Source organism: Winogradskyella sp. MH6 (assembly GCF_022810765.1).
Classification (GTDB): domain Bacteria; phylum Bacteroidota; class Bacteroidia; order Flavobacteriales; family Flavobacteriaceae; genus Winogradskyella.
On record NZ_CP094494.1, the window covers coordinates 478,778 to 495,076 of the forward strand.

Below are 16,299 nucleotides of genomic sequence, written 5' to 3' on the forward strand. Positions count from 1 at the left end.
TATTACTTCTTTTTGGTAGTCGTTTTCTTCTTTGTGGTTTTTCTTGTTTTCTTTTTTGGAGCATTTTTTTCTAGAATAGCTTTAGCCTCTTCTAAGGTCATATCAGATACATCAACTGTCTTAGCCAGCTCAACTTTCTGCTTACCTTTTATAACATTGTGCCTTCCCCAACGTGCCTTTTCTACTCTAATGCCTTCCTCTTCCCAAACATGAATAAGCTTATCTTTTTCCTTTTGGATTTTATCTTCGATCAAAGTTACGATGTCTTCTTCAGATAAATTGTCCCAATCGTATTTTTTATTCACATTTATAAACATATTGTTCCACTTAATAAATGGTCCAAAACGTCCTTTTCCTTTTGTAACTTCTAAACCTTGATACATATATATAGGAGCATTTGCTTTTTCTTTCTCCTTAATATATATAATAGCTTCATCTAGTTCTACACTAAGAGGATCTACTCCTTTAGGCAAAGAGACAAACTTTTTGCCGTATCTAACATAAGGCCCAAAACGTCCGTTGTTAACTTCTACCTCATCATCATTATAATGACCTAAAGCTTTTGGAAGCTTAAAAAGATCCATTGCTTCTTCGTAAGTTATGGTGTTGAGTTGCTGATCTGGTGATAAGCTAGCAAACTGTGGTTTCTCTTCCTCGTCTACTGTACCGATCTGAACCATTGGACCAAACTTACCTAAGCGCACACTAACTTGGCGACCTGTTTTAGGATCAGTACCTAGAATACGCTCTCCTGTTTCACGTTCTGCATTTTCTTGTACATCTTCAACTTGTGGATGAAAGCCTTTATAGAAATCTTTCATCATAGCTTTCCAGTCTTCTTTACCTTCAGCTATATCATCAAAACTCTCCTCTACTTTTGCGGTAAAGTTATAGTCTAAAATGCTTTCAAAATGATTTACTAAAAAGTCGGTAACTATAATACCAACATCTGTCGGCACTAATTTTCCTTTGTTAGAACCTACTTTTTCTGTAAGATTGTTCTCTTTAATATTTTGGTTTTCAAAAACCAATTGTTTGTATGCTCTTTCATCACCTTCGTGTGAACCTTTTTCTATGTAATTTCTATTTTGAATTGTAGAAATTGTCGGCGCATATGTTGATGGTCTACCGATTCCTAATTCCTCTAATTGCTTTACCAAAGATGCCTCAGTATATCTTGACGGAGGTCTAGTAAAACGCTGTGTTGCCGTGATATAACTATTAGCTAACTCCTCACCTACCTTTAAGTCTGGCAAAATACCATCTTGTTCTGTATCCTCATCATCTGTTCCTTCTAGATACACTTTTAAGAATCCATCAAACGTTATAATTTCTCCATTAGCAGTAAATTGTTCACTTACTTTTTGAGAGCTATTAATTTGAATTTTCAAATTGGTACGCTCTAGCTTAGCCTCACTCATTTGTGATGCAATTGCGCGTTTCCATATTAAATCGTAAAGCCTAGCCTGATCACGCTCTACGCTTACTGTATGATTAGAAAAATCTGTTGGCCTAATGGCTTCGTGAGCCTCTTGAGCACCTTTAGATTTTCCCTTGTAGTTTCTCGGTTTACTATATTCTGAACCATAAGCAGAGATAATCTCTTTCTCAGCACCTTGTCTTGCTTCATCAGACAAGTTAACACTATCTGTTCTCATATAAGTTATGAGACCAGCCTCATACAAGCGTTGTGCATTGCTCATCGTTCTACTCACAGAAAAACCTAATTTTCTAGATGCCTCCTGTTGTAATGTAGATGTTGTAAATGGTGCTGCTGGTGATTTTTTTGCTGGTTTTTTTTGCAAGTCAGCAACCTCATAAGTTGCGCCTTTATTATTATTTAAAAACGTTAAAGCTTCTTCTTCTGAACTAAAATTCTTTGGTAATTTTGCTTTGAACGATTTTCCGTCTTCTGATGTAAACTCCGCATCAATTCTATAGGATGCTTCTGCATTAAAATTTTGTATTTCGCGCTCACGTTCAACAATAAGTCGAACAGAAACGGACTGTACTCTACCAGCAGATAAACCTCCTTTAACTTTTCGCCATAAAACTGGTGACAGCTCATAACCAACAATTCGGTCTAAAACACGTCTTGCCTGCTGAGCATCTACTAAATTATAATCTATGCCGCGAGGATTTTCAATCGCTTTATTGATAGCACTTTTTGTAATCTCATGAAAAACAATGCGCTTTGTCTTTTCTTTATCTAAATCTAGTGCTTCTGCTAAATGCCATGCTATAGCTTCTCCCTCACGATCCTCATCACTTGCTAGCCATACTATTTCAGCTTTCTTAGCTAACTCTTTTAATTTTTTTACAACATCGCGCTTGTCTTTTGACACCCTATATTTTGGATCAAAATCTCCCTCTACATCAACCCCTAATTCTTTGGAAGGTAAGTCTGAAACATGCCCAAAACTGGACTCAACTTTATAATCTTTTCCTAAAAACTTCTCTATGGTTTTTGCCTTTGCAGGAGACTCAACTATAACTAGATTCTTCGGCATTCTTCTTTTTTTTGAGGTTACAAATGTAGGCGAAAATAAATTTACAATCCTAATTTGGTTTTAAATAGCATCTATTTTATTGCGGCATTAACTGTTTGAAACTAAAAAAAGCCTTGCAAAAACAAGACTCTAATTTTAGTATTCAAATGTAATGGTTAATATGTATAAATAACAGGATCAGAATAGTCATCTACATTTATAATAATTTCATTTTCACCTTCAATTTGCAACGACGTAAGGTCAAATGAACGAGCTCTATCAACAACAGCTAAACAATCTTCAGTATTTATTAAAAAGAATTTTACATTGCGTTGAGGTGGATTGGACTCTGAAACCGATCCTGAATCTATTAATTGCATTTCCCAAGTATTACCATCGCAACCAGAAGCAGAAACATCAATCACTAAACAGTCGCCATTAATTGACACACTATTTATAGAATATGGACTCGTAGCAGAATTTGCATAAGTAAAGCTATCAATAACAGTAAAACCAGCACAGTTGCTTTCGGGCAAAGACATGCCATCATCATCGCACTGCATATTTAAAAATAAAGCAACACACAGCACAGACATTATAATTTTTGAAAATTTCATAGATTTAGTTTTATATATAAGATGTAATTAAACGAAATGGTTGCTCAGTAAAATAAAAAAACTTTGTAAAAATAATAATTTGAAGCAATTATAAATTACTTTTAACAACTGCCACTTTGTCACAATCTATAAAATAATACTATCTTTGCATGCTTATTGACTATTAGAGAAAACAATTACTTCTCATGCAAGTGAGTTTGAATAGATGGAAAAAATAATCGACGAAAACAAACAAGGTGAAGCCTTAATTTTAGACCAAAAAGACGGTAACACCAAAAAGCTATTTATTGAAAGTTACGGTTGCCAAATGAATTTTAGCGACAGTGAAATTGTAGCTTCAATCTTATCTAATCAAGGATATAATACAACTCAAAACCTAGAAGATGCTGATTTGGTTTTGGTGAATACCTGCTCTATTAGAGACAAAGCAGAGCAAACTGTTAGAAAACGCCTTAAATATTACGACAAAATCAAGGATAAAAACCCTTCAATGAAAGTTGGCGTGCTAGGTTGTATGGCAGAGCGTCTTAAAACTAAGTTCCTAGATGAAGAAAAAATCGTTGATTTAGTTGTTGGTCCTGATGCCTATAAAGATTTACCTAATCTTTTAGCTGATGTAGATGAAGGAAGAGATGCCATCAATGTTATTTTATCTAAAGAGGAAACTTACGGAGATATATCTCCTGTAAGATTAAACAGCAATGGTGTTAGTGCTTTTGTATCTATAACCAGAGGTTGTGACAATATGTGTACATTCTGCGTTGTTCCGTTTACAAGAGGAAGAGAACGTAGTAGAGATCCTCAAAGTATTATTGAAGAAGTTAACGATTTATGGAACAAAGGTTATAAGGAAGTAACGCTTTTAGGACAAAATGTAGATAGCTACTTATGGTATGGTGGTGGACTTAAAAAGGATTATGAAAAAGCTTCAGAATTACAAAAAGCTACAGCCGTAAACTTTGCTAAACTATTAGAATTGTGCGCAAAAGCGCAACCAAAAATGCGTTTTAGATTCTCGACATCTAACCCTCAAGATATGACTTTAGATGTTATTGAAACTATGTCTATGTTTGAAAACATTTGTAATTATATACACCTGCCTGTGCAAAGCGGAAGCAACCGTATTCTTAAAGAAATGAATCGTTTGCATACTCGCGAGGAATATTTTGAACTTATAGACAATATTAAAAGAATCATTCCAGATGTAGCGATTAGCCAAGATATGATTGCTGGTTTCCCAACAGAGACTGAAGAAGACCATCAAGATACCCTAACGCTTATGGAATACGTAAAATACGATTACGGTTTTATGTTTGCCTATTCTGAGCGTCCAGGCACACTTGCTGGCAGAAAAATGGAGGATGATGTACCTGCAGATGTAAAACAAAGACGACTTAACGAAATACAAGCCTTACAACGCAGACATAGTTTACACAATACCCAAAAACATGTTGGTAATATTGAAGAAATTTTAATAGAAAAAGCTTCTAAAAAATCTGACGAGCATTGGTCTGGTAGAAACAGTCAAAATATGGTTGCTGTTTTTCCAAAAGAACACTACAAACCTGGTGACTTTGTTAACGTAAAAATATTAGACTGTACAAGCGCCACACTTATTGGTGAAGCTGTAGGCTATTCAAAAAACAACTCTTAATTAATCTATCGATGAAAAAAATCTTATTACTACTTTGTGCATTTACTTTAGTAACAGCTTGTGAAAACGAACCTTTAGACCCTGCCTTTACTGGTGGTGGAAATAATAATGGTGGTGGTAACAATGGAGGTAGCAACAGTGCTGACCTTACACTATCTATGTATGAGTTAGACACAGACACTTCTATTAATTTCTTTGGTCTTCCTATACGTACAATCACAAACTCTGATCTTAATATTTCGGATAATAAAGTTGTATCAAGTACAACGGTTTTTGAATTTGAAGGAGCGCCAAGTGAAACAGAAAACCAAACCTTTACTCGTAATGCTCAAGGACAAATAACGAGTAATGTATCTGTAAACTCTAATGGTACAACTACCAATGAATATATCATTACGTACACCAACGGACAAATCTCACAAATTACATATGACTATTTTGAAGATGACTTTGAAGACTACGTTTACAACTTCACATATGACGGTAACTTAATTACAAGAACTGTTGAAGGCTCAAACATTTCTACAGTATTTACAATAGATGGGTTTGACAGAGTTATAAAAAAGGAATCTTTTGATGGTACTACTTCTATACAAGTAGAAACAATTACATATAATGGACTTGGCAATATTAACAACAGTGTAGGTACAGGTGAATTAGACAGCAACTATACCTATGATTTTGACGACAACACCAACCCATTACAAGTTGTATATAACGACAATTACTTATTAAACTTTTTAAGTGATGATTATTCTGACGAAATAGGACCTTTAATTGCTCAGTTTCACTCTACAAACAATTGGAATGGAGCTACATTTAACGGAGACACCTTCACTTTTGATTTATCATACAATACAGCCGGAAGAATTACAAGTCGTGATATTGCTTACGATTTTGGAGCTGACTTAATGATAGAAATTAACGAAAGATTTAACTACGTTAACTAGGTATTTAATATTACTTTATTATGAAAACACTAATAAAAATTTTATTTCTATCATTTATAATTTGCTCATGCAGTAATAATGATGACTCGAATAATCAAAATGATTCTGAATTAATTTTAAAAGAAGTTTCTCAACTTAGAGAATCTACATCAACTAGTGATTTTTCATTTGAAAAATATCACTATCGTGAAGATGGGAATCCAATACGTTATGAACAATTTTATGAGAATTCAACAACCAATATTCGAGACACTCAGAGGATTTATTATAATTCTGATAATTCTATTGACAGTATATATATAGCTACATCTAATTTTCCTGGACATGTAAAGTACAACTATCAAAACACTGAACTACAGTCTTTTGATGTCTTGTGGTTTCAATTACAACCAGGAACATACAGTTTCACTTATAATGATAATGAAATTATAATGACATTTGATAGTTTTTATGAATTTGATAATTCTTTTGAGCAAACTAAATATACGTTCAACAATAGCAACTATGATTTACTTATATCTTTGGTAGAAAATAAAAATAATTTCACAATTAAAAGAGATTTTACTTATGATTCAAATTCTAATGTAACTTCTATAGTTGAATCAAAATATATTGCCGACATAGACGATTATGTAATCTGGCGTACTAAAAATTTCACTTATGATGATAAAATCAACCCATATAAAAACAATACTGTAAGTGTACCTGCAATTCTAAATAATTTTGGTGTACAACTATTTTCCTTTATTTTACAAGACAATAAAATTTCTTCCAATAATATTCTTAATATAACGAGTAATATACCATCTTCAAATACAATTAATGTTATTGAATATGAATATGAATATAATGATTTAGACTACCCAATATCTTCTGTTGAGACTGTGTCAAATATTAATAATGACAATGGATCACAGGATTTTTATTCAACCGTAGTTTACAAAACCTACACCTATTATTAATGGAATCAGTACAAGCCATAAAACAACGCTTCGGCATTATTGGTAACGACCCTAAACTCAATCGTGCCATAGAAAAAGCCATTCAGGTTGCTGCTACAGATATTTCTGTTTTGGTTACTGGTGAAAGTGGTGTTGGTAAAGAGAGTATTCCAAAAATCATACACCAACTTTCTCACAGAAAACACGGCAAATACATTGCTGTAAACTGTGGTGCTATACCAGAAGGTACCATAGACAGTGAGCTGTTTGGTCACGAAAAAGGTGCGTTTACAGGAGCTACACAAACACGTTCTGGTTATTTTGAAGTTGCTGATGGCGGAACCATCTTTTTAGATGAAGTTGGTGAGTTGCCATTAACAACACAAGTACGCTTGCTTCGTGTTTTAGAAAATGGAGAGTTTATTAAAGTAGGTTCTAGTAAGGTTCAAAAAACCAACGTAAGAATCGTGGCTGCTACAAACGTTAACATGTTTGAAGCCATTAAGAAAGAAAAGTTTAGAGAGGATCTTTACTACCGCTTGAGCACTATAGAAATTAATCTTCCTGCTTTAAGAGAGCGCAAAGAGGATATTCATTTATTGTTTAGAAAATTTGCAAGTGACTTTGCTTTAAAATATAAAATGCCAACAGTAAAATTAACTGATGATGCTGTTGCTTTACTTTTAAAATACCGTTGGAATGGTAACATTCGCCAATTACGAAATGTTGCTGAGCAAGTTTCGGTTTTGGAGCATAATCGTACTATTAATGCAGTTACACTTCAGAATTATTTACCAAATACAGGTTCAAATTTACCTGCAGTAATAAATAACACTAAATCTGAAAGTGACTTTAGCAGTGAAAGAGAAATACTTTACAAAGTGTTATTCGACATGAAAAGTGATTTGAATGACCTTAAAAAGTTAACTATGGAACTAATGAAGTCTGGCAGTGTTTCTGATGTTAAAAAGGAAAATGAACACCTAATACAAAAGATCTATGGCGATGATGATGGTGACGATTACGAAACTGCATCAGAAGTAGAGAATTTAGAAGTACTATCTATACCTCAGCATACTGAAGATAATGACTCAGATATCATAGATGTAGACGATAAATATCACTTTGCTGAAGAGATTGAAGAAGAAGAAACCTTATCTTTACAGGACAAGGAACTAGAACTTATAAAAAAATCCTTGGAACGTCACAACGGTAAAAGAAAACTTGCCGCTGCAGAATTGGGTATAAGTGAACGTACACTTTACAGAAAAATTAAGCAATACGATCTTTAAGAAAAGATTAGCACAACACAAGTACTATTAAAAAAGCTAAGACGTTCAGATAAAAAAACGCTTCATGAGATTATTAAAATATATTGGCATACTGTTTCTCACAATAACCCTTACTGGTTGTGGCATTTATTCTTTTACAGGTCTTACTGAAACACCTGATAGCTTTCAGGTAAATTTCTTTCAAAACAATGCTGATTTAGTCGAGCCTGGTTTAGATATTCAATTTACCAATGCACTTCAAGATTTAATTCAAAATCAAACAAGTGCGCAATTAGTAACCTCTGGAGGTGAAGTTATTTATGAAGGTGAAATTGTTGAGTATAGAATTGCTCCCATGACAGCAACTTCTGATAACAGAGCTGCACAAAACCGACTTACAATTAGTATTAATGTAAGATATATCAACACCCTTGACTCAGAAAAAGACATTGAGCAACGCTTTTCATTTTTCTTTGATTATGGAGCAGATGAACAATTAGTTGGAGGGCTTAAAGATGAAGCCCATGAGGTTATTTTTGAGCGTCTAACGCAAGATATTATTAACGCCACCTTAGCCGATTGGTAATATATGCAACTAAAAGAATTGACATATTTACTTCAGCATCCTGAGGCTGTTACAGCGTCTCAAACCGATGCGCTCTTGGCTAAAATTAGCGAGTATCCTTACTTTCAGCCCTTACGCGCTTTATACTTAAAAGGGCTTAAGCAAAAAGAAAGTTACAAGTATAATAATGCGCTAAAGGTAACCGCTGCTCATACCGCAGATCGTAGCGTTTTGTTTGATTATATCACATCTGAAGTATTTAATCAGAATGAAATTTCTAATCAAATAAAACAAAACTCGGAGCACATTAAATCTTTGGAGGTCAATGAAGCTGATGATATTTCAATTAATAAAAGCGTTACCATTGATGATGCTTTAAAAGAACACATTAAAGCTACTGAAGGTGTTTTAGACCCAAACTTATTTGAAGCTAAACCGCAACAGCAACAGACCATAAAAGAAGAAACACCAAAAATTGAAGATTCTATAATATCGGTTGATGTTAAAAACATTACTACAGAAGAAAAACTTAACATTGGCAAACCTTTAGAATTCGACAAAAACGAAAATCACTCGTTTACAGAATGGTTAAAAATTACAAGTTTTAAACCCATTGAAAGGGAAACAGAGACTAAAAACGAAGAAGTTAAAAAAGAGGACACTTCGCAGCCACTTGCTGATAAGTTAGACATCATTGATAAATTTATAAGCGAAAATCCTAAGATAAAGCCTGTTGCCAGTCATACGCCAAAACCTAAATTGGTAAACAATGACGATGATGTTTCTGACAGCTTAATGACCGAAACTTTGGCAAGGATTTATTTAGAACAAAAAAACTATGACAAGGCTATTCAATCTTATAAAATTTTAAGTTTGAAATATCCAGAAAAAAGTAGTTTCTTTGCAGACCAAATAAAATTGGTAGAAGAATTAAAAGATAATACTATATAAAATGTTTACAATATTTTTAATCTTAATCGTAGCAGTAGCCTTTCTATTGGTAGTAGTAATTATGGTACAGAATCCTAAAGGAGGAGGTTTATCATCTTCTTTTGGTGGTGGAGGCACACAACAATTAGGTGGTGTTAAGAAGACAGGAGATTTCTTAGATAAGAGTACTTGGTTTTTAGGTACAGCATTAATTGTTTTAATCCTTGCTTCTAACTTAACCATAGATTCTGGTAACGATATTGACTCTAAAGCTTTAGATGAAAAAGAAGCTATTGAGATACCTGCATCAACTCCAACCAACACAGAAGATGCTGGTACTACTGACGGGAACTAAATAATTTCCTTCATTAACAAAACAACTAAGCCAACTTTTATAAAGTTGGCTTTTTTATTTCTAAATAGTTTGAACACGTTTATCTGAAAGTTTGTCAGTCTGTTTGTCTTGGCATAATTTTCGAATAACGCTAAAGCGTTAAAACAAATTTTAATTAATCAAAAATATTATAACAAATGGCTTTAAACATTAAACCTTTAGCAGACAGAGTTCTTGTAGAACCAATGGAAGCTGAGACAAAAACAGCTTCTGGTATTATTATTCCAGATAATGCAAAAGAAAAACCGCAAAAGGGAACTGTTGTTGCTGTTGGCAATGGCAAAAAAGACGAACCTTTAACTGTTAAAGTTGGCGATACTGTACTTTATGGAAAGTATGGTGGTACAGAATTAAAGTTAGAAGGTAAAGACTATTTAATGATGCGCGAAAGCGACATATTAGCAATTGTTTAATCTATTCTGTAATTCCGTAAATCATACGGAATCGCATTCAAACAAAAACTAACATTAATAAGATTCTTGCATTCGCAGGACAAACAAAAACATAAAACAAAATGGCAAAAGATATAAAATTCGATATTGAAGCACGCGACGGACTTAAACGTGGTGTCGACGCTTTAGCAAATGCAGTAAAAGTAACTTTAGGACCTAAAGGACGTAACGTAATTATCGGAAAATCATTTGGTGGACCTCAAGTCACTAAAGATGGTGTTTCTGTAGCAAAAGAGATTGAGCTAGAAGATGAGCTAGAAAACATGGGAGCTCAAATGGTAAAAGAAGTCGCTTCTAAAACTAACGATTTAGCTGGTGATGGTACAACAACTGCAACCGTTTTAGCACAAGCAATTGTAAAAGAAGGTTTAAAAAACGTTGCTGCAGGTGCTAACCCAATGGACTTAAAACGTGGTATTGACAAGGCTGTAGAAACTATTACTGCAGACTTAGAAAAGCAAGCTAAAAAAGTTGGTAATTCTTCTGAAAAAATTCAACAAGTAGCTTCTATTTCTGCTAATAATGACAACACTATTGGTGAACTTATCGCTGAAGCGTTTGGTAAAGTTGGTAAAGAAGGTGTTATTACTGTAGAAGAAGCAAAAGGAACAGACACCTATGTAGATGTTGTAGAAGGTATGCAGTTTGACAGAGGTTACTTATCTCCTTACTTTGTAACTGATGCTGATAAAATGATAGCTGATTTAGAAAATCCATACATTTTATTATTTGACAAGAAGATTTCTAACTTACAGGAAATTCTTCCAATCTTAGAACCAGTAGCACAATCTGGTCGTCCATTATTGATTATCGCAGAAGATGTAGAAGGACAAGCTTTAGCAACGTTAGTGGTAAATAAATTAAGAGGTGGTCTTAAAATCGCGGCTGTAAAAGCACCTGGTTTTGGAGACAGACGTAAAGCAATGTTAGAGGATATTGCTATCTTAACTGGTGGTACTGTAATCTCTGAAGAAAGAGGCTTCTCATTAGAAAACGCTGATCTTTCTATGTTAGGTACAGCTGAGTCTGTAATGATAGACAAAGACAACACAACTATTGTAAATGGTAACGGTAATTCTTCTGATATTAAAGCAAGAGTTAACCAAATTAAAGCTCAGATAGAAACAACTACATCTGACTATGATAAAGAAAAACTTCAAGAGCGTTTAGCAAAATTAGCTGGTGGAGTTGCTGTACTTTATGTAGGTGCTGCTTCTGAAGTAGAAATGAAAGAAAAGAAAGATCGTGTTGATGATGCTTTACATGCTACACGTGCTGCTGTAGAAGAAGGTATTGTTGCTGGTGGTGGAGTTGCTTTAGTAAGAGCTAAAAAGACTTTAGAAAAAATCACGACTGATAACCTTGACGAAACTACAGGTGTACAAATCGTTAATAAAGCAATTGAAGCTCCTTTAAGAACTATTGTTGAAAATGCAGGTGGTGAAGGATCTGTTGTTATCAATAAAGTATTAGAAGGCAAAAAAGACTTTGGTTACGATGCTAAGTCTGAAGAATACGTAGACATGCTTAAAGCTGGTATTATTGATCCTAAAAAAGTAACTCGTATTGCTTTAGAAAATGCGGCTTCTGTAGCTGGTATGATCTTAACTACCGAGTGCGCTTTAGTTGACATTAAAGAAGATGCTCCTGCTATGCCACCAATGGGTGGAGGCGGAATGCCAGGCATGATGTAATGGCGAATCGCCATAGATAAAACATTGACTATGGTCAGTGAGAAAACAAAAGCCTTTGATCAAAATCAAGGGCTTTTGTTTTTTATCTATTTTAATGCAACATTCATTAATGTTATAAGTCCTATTAATAAAATTAAGCTTAGTGATATTTTTTTAAACTTATTTTGTGGAATATAATTCAATATCTTTTTCCCTATTGCTGTCCCAATAAAACCAATAACTATTAAAAATGGAATATAAATTAAATCATGATTATGAATAAATCCATTATAGTAATACACAAATGTTCTTGAGAAGTCAATTAAAAAATCTATAAAAGCTGATGTTGCAATAAAGGCACTTTTTTCTAGATTGAAAGCTGCCATTGTCAATCCTCTAATTGCACCTCCTGTTCCCAAGAGTCCAGCAGAGAACCCAGACAAGCCACCACCAATTAAAGCATTTCGTTTGTTTGGACTTATTATTAAATCTTTTTTAATTAAAAACACAATCGCCAAAACAACTAAGAATAGACCAAGAAACAATTCGAGATAATGACTATTAAAAGCCTTTGCAAGTAAGCCACCTACAACAACAAAAATCACAGAAGGCACTCCTATATTAATAAGCAGTTTTTTATCCAGACCTTTTTTGAACAAAACAATTTTACTCAAGTTACTTGATAAATGGTAGATAGCCGTAAGACCTAAAACCGATTCAAAATCGAAATAAAAGTTTGCAATTGGAACAAAGAAAACAGATGACCCAAATCCACCTATTGTTCCTAAAACCTCAGCAATCAAGGCTAAAAACAGAAATACATAGCTTAGGTCTCTCATTTTTAATGTTTTCAATTACATGCTAACCAAGTTCGATTAAAATTTTAAAACATTCAAATTAAAGCCATAAAAAAACCTGAATTAGCATTCAGGTTTTTATCTTAATTTTTATTCTCTTTTTTCTTTTCTCCTTCATGGTCTTTAACCGTTTCCTTATCACGATACTTACAGCAAGGATGAACAGAATCGTAAGCTTCATCCGTTGCTTTTACTTCTTTGGTATCATGGCCAACAGCAGCGATATTCTTAGAAATAGCCTCAAGATTCGTTTTGTTTTCATCATAAATTAATTTCAATTCATGCGTCTCAATACTCCAAACCGCAGACTTTACACCTTTGGTTTTTATAGCTGCTTTTTCTATACGCTCTTTACACATTCCGCAAACTCCGTCAACTTCCATTGAAGCTTTGGCATTCTTGTTTTGTGCAAATGTTAAAGTGGTTACTAATAATGCTAAAATTAAAGTTACTCGTTTCATTTTAATATTGTTTTTTAATTCCTGTAAACAGGAATTGTTATTAATTTATTCTAAATCGTAATCCTGCGTAATACATACTTCCAAATATTGGACCATATACAAAGTTAGTATCAAAATTTGAACCAAACGGATTGTCTGCACTAACTATTGGATTATCTTGTTTTACATTGGTTACATTTTCTCCTCCTAAATATACTTCAAACTTAGGAGAAAAGACTTTTGTGACCTGAAGGTTAAGTGTTCCTACGGTTGGAGAATATTCATCTAATTGATATTCTACATCACTTAAATTTGTGCTCGGAAAGCGCTGAGAGTCTAACCAATTATATGTTGCATCAAACTTCCATTGTGCACCGTTATCGTTCTTTTCGGTTTCATAAGCTGCGTTAGCAAATAAACGATGTTTTGGCACTAACGGTTTTTCTAATTCCCCAGAGTTGTAGTCGGTTTTGACATCATAAAACTTATAAGCTGTACGCAAATCAAAATTTTCAAAAAGATTATAGTTGAACTCAAATTGAAAACTATTAGCATAGCTATCTCCTTCAAGATTATAAAAATTGACTTGATAAGGATTTTCCCAATCAACAACAACCTGATTTTGAAAGTCTGTTCTGTAAAAATCAAACGTGATATCAGCCTTTCTATCAAAAAGATTAAATCCTTGGAGATAACTTACACCATAATTCCATGCAATTTCAGGATCTAAACCGTAGATTTTTCCACCTGAATTTAAAATATTAATTTGCCTTGAGCTGGCAAACATATTTTGATTTTCAGCAAAAACATTAGCACTTCGCTTTCCTCTTCCTACAGAAAATCTAAAAGCTGATTTTTCCCAAGGAGTATAACGCACATGAAATCTTGGCGTAATAAAAAAGCCTAATCTATTATGTTGATCTGCTCTAATACCAGCTGTCATTGTCAGCTTATCCAAATTGTCGTACGAGTATTCAAAAAAGCCACCAAACGAATTTTCCACACGTTCAAATGAATCAACATTTACCAATTCATCATAATGGTCATAAGTAAAACTTAGACCTGTTTTTATCTTATGGCGCGAATCTGAAATTATACTATTGTAAACCAAATTAGAATAAAAGCTATTATGTGTTATATCATAGTCATTCAACCCATAATAAGAATCTTGTTTATGATAACTATATGCCGTCTGTACACCCAAACTTTGATACGGAATTTCAGGATTTACATAGCCTAGTTTAGTAGTGACTTCAAAACGTTGGGTATCAATTTCACTTCCCCAAAAATTGGTTGTACCTCTATCTCTATCTGGATCAAAATTCATCTGTCCTGACTGCGTATTGTCATTAAGATATCTTAGGTTGATAAAGCTTACCAAACCTTTTTCTCCATTAGTATACTGCCAACGATTCATCACATTAATTTGCTGTTTTAATGGCACATCTAGAAAAGAATCATCATTTCTATCAAATTTTTGATCTCTTAAATTACCATGCACATACAAACCTGTACTCCACTTATCCGATACTTTTTGGTTAATGTGTGTGTTAAGTTCATATCTACCATTAAGACCAGCATAAGCGTTTACAAACAACTTATCGTCTGTTACAGGTTTTACTAATTCTGTGTTTATTTGACCTGCAATACTTTCAAATCCGTTGACTACACTACCTGCTCCCTTAGTAATCTGGATACTTTCCACCCAAGTACCAGGAATAAAACTTAATCCATAAGCTTGCGATGCTCCTCGAATGGCTGGAATGTTTTCGGTAGTTATTAAAATGTATGGACTTGTAAGGCCTAGCATTTTTATTTGCTTTGTTCCTGAAACTGCATCAGCAAAATTCACATCAATAGATGGGTTAGTTTCAAAACTCTCAGACAAATTACAACAAGCCGCCTTCAACAGTTCATCACTACTGACTATTAGTGTATTTGTAGCTTTTAAATACGATTTAGCTGTTGCCACTTTTCGTGAGGTCACCGTAACAGCATCTAATTCTTCAGAAGCTTGTAATACATGTTTGATGTATCTGTTTTCAGCAACCTCTATAGTATCAGTTTTAAAACCTACATAACTTATCACCAATTTGTTGAATGAGAATTTATAAGGTAACGTAAATGTACCGTCATCATTAGAAATTGTTCCAACTGTAGAACCTAGCCAATACACATTGGCACCAGGCAACGGCATTTCTTTACCTGTGCTTGATTCTAAAACCATACCTTCTAATTGATCTTGAGATGATCCTATAAAAGGTAAAAACAACATTATAATTAAAAACTTTTTCATACATCAAAAGTTTTAATAATCATAAATATGGCCATAACTATCATTATGGCATTTTCAATAAAGGTTGCTTTGGTCATTGGCAAATTTAATGCTGTACCCAAACAAGCACATTGAATAGATTTTTTATCTAACAACGTTTTGGTAACACCAAAAGTTGTGATACCTAAAATCACCAAAGTAACTATCAAAGCAATATCTGTTTGAAAGCGCACAAGAAACATTAAGCCTAGTACAACTTCAATAAATGGGTATATCCAGCCGTAAGCAGGAATAGCTTTTGCCAATGGGTCGTACATTCTAAAGCTTTCTGGAAACCCTTTAAGATCTAGAAGTTTGAAAAAGCTAAAAACAATATAAAATAGACCCATAAAATCTAGCATAAAACCATCAATATTCCATGGTTTTATATTCAAAAGGGTCGAGGCTATCAATATATAACCAAGAATTAAAAATAGTGGAAACAGCTGTTTCAGTTCACTTTTTTCCTCTTTAACAGTTTGAGTTGAACTAAAAACATTTTTAGCTTCTTGTTCTGAAATCGTGTATTTATCAGATAAGGCATTTTGAAGTGTATCTACTTCAATATGCTTGTTCATTTTTATGGTTGCAGTATTACTATTGAGGTTCACCTCAACGCTTTCAATATGTTGTAATTCAGACAACGATTTTTCAACTGAAGCCTTGCAACCGTTACAGGTCATTCCCGTAACATTATATGTATGTGTCATGATTTATTTAATTTGAAATTTTTTAATTATATGGCATCAATA

15 protein-coding genes are annotated in these 16,299 nt (G+C 33.6%); 9 read left to right on the top strand and 6 right to left on the bottom strand.

The genetic code is table 11. The features are described 5' to 3' along the window. Positions 1 to 2: 2 nt before the first annotated feature. Positions 3 to 2,510 (bottom strand): type I DNA topoisomerase, encoded by a 2,508-nt coding sequence (gene topA, locus MST30_RS02325; RefSeq protein WP_243472802.1) that lies wholly within the window; start codon positions 2,508 to 2,510, stop codon positions 3 to 5. A gap of 155 nt (positions 2,511 to 2,665) precedes the next feature. Beyond that, positions 2,666 to 3,106, bottom strand: coding sequence for a hypothetical protein (locus MST30_RS02330; RefSeq protein ID WP_243472803.1), 441 nt, complete (start codon positions 3,104 to 3,106; stop codon positions 2,666 to 2,668). A gap of 205 nt (positions 3,107 to 3,311) precedes the next feature. Here MST30_RS02330 and miaB point away from each other — a divergent pair, with 205 nt between their 5' ends. The 9 genes from miaB (at position 3,312) to groL (ending at position 11,957) form a co-directional block, all read left to right on the top strand. Then, entirely contained in the window at positions 3,312 to 4,760 is a 1,449-nt protein-coding gene (miaB, locus tag MST30_RS02335) for a tRNA (N6-isopentenyl adenosine(37)-C2)-methylthiotransferase MiaB (protein WP_243472804.1), read from the top strand. Between the two features lie 11 nt (positions 4,761 to 4,771). Then, positions 4,772 to 5,710, top strand: coding sequence for a hypothetical protein (locus MST30_RS02340; protein WP_243472805.1), 939 nt, complete (start codon positions 4,772 to 4,774; stop codon positions 5,708 to 5,710). 20 nt (positions 5,711 to 5,730) lie between these two features. Next, a complete protein-coding gene (locus MST30_RS02345; RefSeq protein ID WP_243472806.1) occupies positions 5,731 to 6,672 on the top strand; it encodes a hypothetical protein in 942 nt (313 codons plus the stop codon). Beyond that, positions 6,672 to 7,943 (top strand): sigma-54 interaction domain-containing protein, encoded by a 1,272-nt coding sequence (locus tag MST30_RS02350; RefSeq protein ID WP_243472807.1) that lies wholly within the window; start codon positions 6,672 to 6,674, stop codon positions 7,941 to 7,943. The genes MST30_RS02345 and MST30_RS02350 overlap by 1 nt, the downstream gene beginning before the upstream one ends. 64 nt (positions 7,944 to 8,007) lie before the next feature. Next, on the top strand, positions 8,008 to 8,508 hold the full coding sequence (locus tag MST30_RS02355; RefSeq protein WP_243472808.1) for an LptE family protein: 501 nt from the start codon (positions 8,008 to 8,010) through the stop codon (positions 8,506 to 8,508). Between the two features lie 3 nt (positions 8,509 to 8,511). Continuing rightward, a complete protein-coding gene (locus tag MST30_RS02360) occupies positions 8,512 to 9,438 on the top strand; it encodes a DUF8458 domain-containing protein (RefSeq protein WP_243472809.1) in 927 nt (308 codons plus the stop codon). A gap of 1 nt (position 9,439) precedes the next feature. Beyond that, positions 9,440 to 9,772 carry a preprotein translocase subunit SecG gene (secG, locus tag MST30_RS02365; RefSeq protein WP_243472810.1) on the top strand — a complete coding sequence of 111 codons (333 nt, stop codon included), beginning with the start codon at positions 9,440 to 9,442 and terminating at the stop codon, positions 9,770 to 9,772. A 176-nt stretch (positions 9,773 to 9,948) separates the two neighbouring features. Then, positions 9,949 to 10,224, top strand: coding sequence for a co-chaperone GroES (locus MST30_RS02370; protein ID WP_243472811.1), 276 nt, complete (start codon positions 9,949 to 9,951; stop codon positions 10,222 to 10,224). 101 nt (positions 10,225 to 10,325) lie between these two features. Then, positions 10,326 to 11,957, top strand: a complete 1,632-nt coding sequence (gene groL / locus MST30_RS02375) for a chaperonin GroEL (RefSeq protein WP_243472812.1) — start codon at positions 10,326 to 10,328, stop codon at positions 11,955 to 11,957. 86 nt (positions 11,958 to 12,043) lie between these two features. Here the strand turns inward: groL and MST30_RS02380 are convergent, their stop codons facing one another. From MST30_RS02380 to MST30_RS02395, 4 genes are all read right to left on the bottom strand, one after another. Beyond that, the gene (locus tag MST30_RS02380; RefSeq protein WP_243473844.1) at positions 12,044 to 12,775 is read right to left on the bottom strand and encodes a sulfite exporter TauE/SafE family protein; all 732 of its coding nucleotides are present in this window, start codon (positions 12,773 to 12,775) and stop codon (positions 12,044 to 12,046) included. A 101-nt stretch (positions 12,776 to 12,876) separates the two neighbouring features. After that, on the bottom strand, positions 12,877 to 13,254 hold the full coding sequence (locus tag MST30_RS02385) for a heavy-metal-associated domain-containing protein (RefSeq protein WP_243472813.1): 378 nt from the start codon (positions 13,252 to 13,254) through the stop codon (positions 12,877 to 12,879). Between the two features lie 40 nt (positions 13,255 to 13,294). Then, entirely contained in the window at positions 13,295 to 15,529 is a 2,235-nt protein-coding gene (locus tag MST30_RS02390; RefSeq protein WP_243472814.1) for a TonB-dependent receptor, read from the bottom strand. Next, positions 15,526 to 16,257 (bottom strand): heavy-metal-associated domain-containing protein, encoded by a 732-nt coding sequence (locus MST30_RS02395; protein ID WP_243472815.1) that lies wholly within the window; start codon positions 16,255 to 16,257, stop codon positions 15,526 to 15,528. Before MST30_RS02395 ends, MST30_RS02390 begins: the two co-directional genes overlap by 4 nt. Positions 16,258 to 16,299: the final 42 nt, after the last annotated feature.

What these genes read in the sequence shown, in the direction of transcription:
- topA (WP_243472802.1), bottom strand. Translation starts at nt 2,510, where the DNA reads ATGCCGAAGAATCTAGTTATAGTTGAGTCTCCTGCAAAGGCAAAAACC.
- MST30_RS02330 (WP_243472803.1), bottom strand. Translation starts at nt 3,106, where the DNA reads ATGAAATTTTCAAAAATTATAATGTCTGTGCTGTGTGTTGCTTTATTT.
- miaB (WP_243472804.1), top strand. Translation starts at nt 3,312, where the DNA reads ATGGAAAAAATAATCGACGAAAACAAACAAGGTGAAGCCTTAATTTTA.
- MST30_RS02340 (WP_243472805.1), top strand. Translation starts at nt 4,772, where the DNA reads ATGAAAAAAATCTTATTACTACTTTGTGCATTTACTTTAGTAACAGCT.
- MST30_RS02345 (WP_243472806.1), top strand. Translation starts at nt 5,731, where the DNA reads ATGAAAACACTAATAAAAATTTTATTTCTATCATTTATAATTTGCTCA.
- MST30_RS02350 (WP_243472807.1), top strand. Translation starts at nt 6,672, where the DNA reads ATGGAATCAGTACAAGCCATAAAACAACGCTTCGGCATTATTGGTAAC.
- MST30_RS02355 (WP_243472808.1), top strand. Translation starts at nt 8,008, where the DNA reads ATGAGATTATTAAAATATATTGGCATACTGTTTCTCACAATAACCCTT.
- MST30_RS02360 (WP_243472809.1), top strand. Translation starts at nt 8,512, where the DNA reads ATGCAACTAAAAGAATTGACATATTTACTTCAGCATCCTGAGGCTGTT.
- secG (WP_243472810.1), top strand. Translation starts at nt 9,440, where the DNA reads ATGTTTACAATATTTTTAATCTTAATCGTAGCAGTAGCCTTTCTATTG.
- MST30_RS02370 (WP_243472811.1), top strand. Translation starts at nt 9,949, where the DNA reads ATGGCTTTAAACATTAAACCTTTAGCAGACAGAGTTCTTGTAGAACCA.
- groL (WP_243472812.1), top strand. Translation starts at nt 10,326, where the DNA reads ATGGCAAAAGATATAAAATTCGATATTGAAGCACGCGACGGACTTAAA.
- MST30_RS02380 (WP_243473844.1), bottom strand. Translation starts at nt 12,775, where the DNA reads ATGAGAGACCTAAGCTATGTATTTCTGTTTTTAGCCTTGATTGCTGAG.
- MST30_RS02385 (WP_243472813.1), bottom strand. Translation starts at nt 13,254, where the DNA reads ATGAAACGAGTAACTTTAATTTTAGCATTATTAGTAACCACTTTAACA.
- MST30_RS02390 (WP_243472814.1), bottom strand. Translation starts at nt 15,529, where the DNA reads ATGAAAAAGTTTTTAATTATAATGTTGTTTTTACCTTTTATAGGATCA.
- MST30_RS02395 (WP_243472815.1), bottom strand. Translation starts at nt 16,257, where the DNA reads ATGACACATACATATAATGTTACGGGAATGACCTGTAACGGTTGCAAG.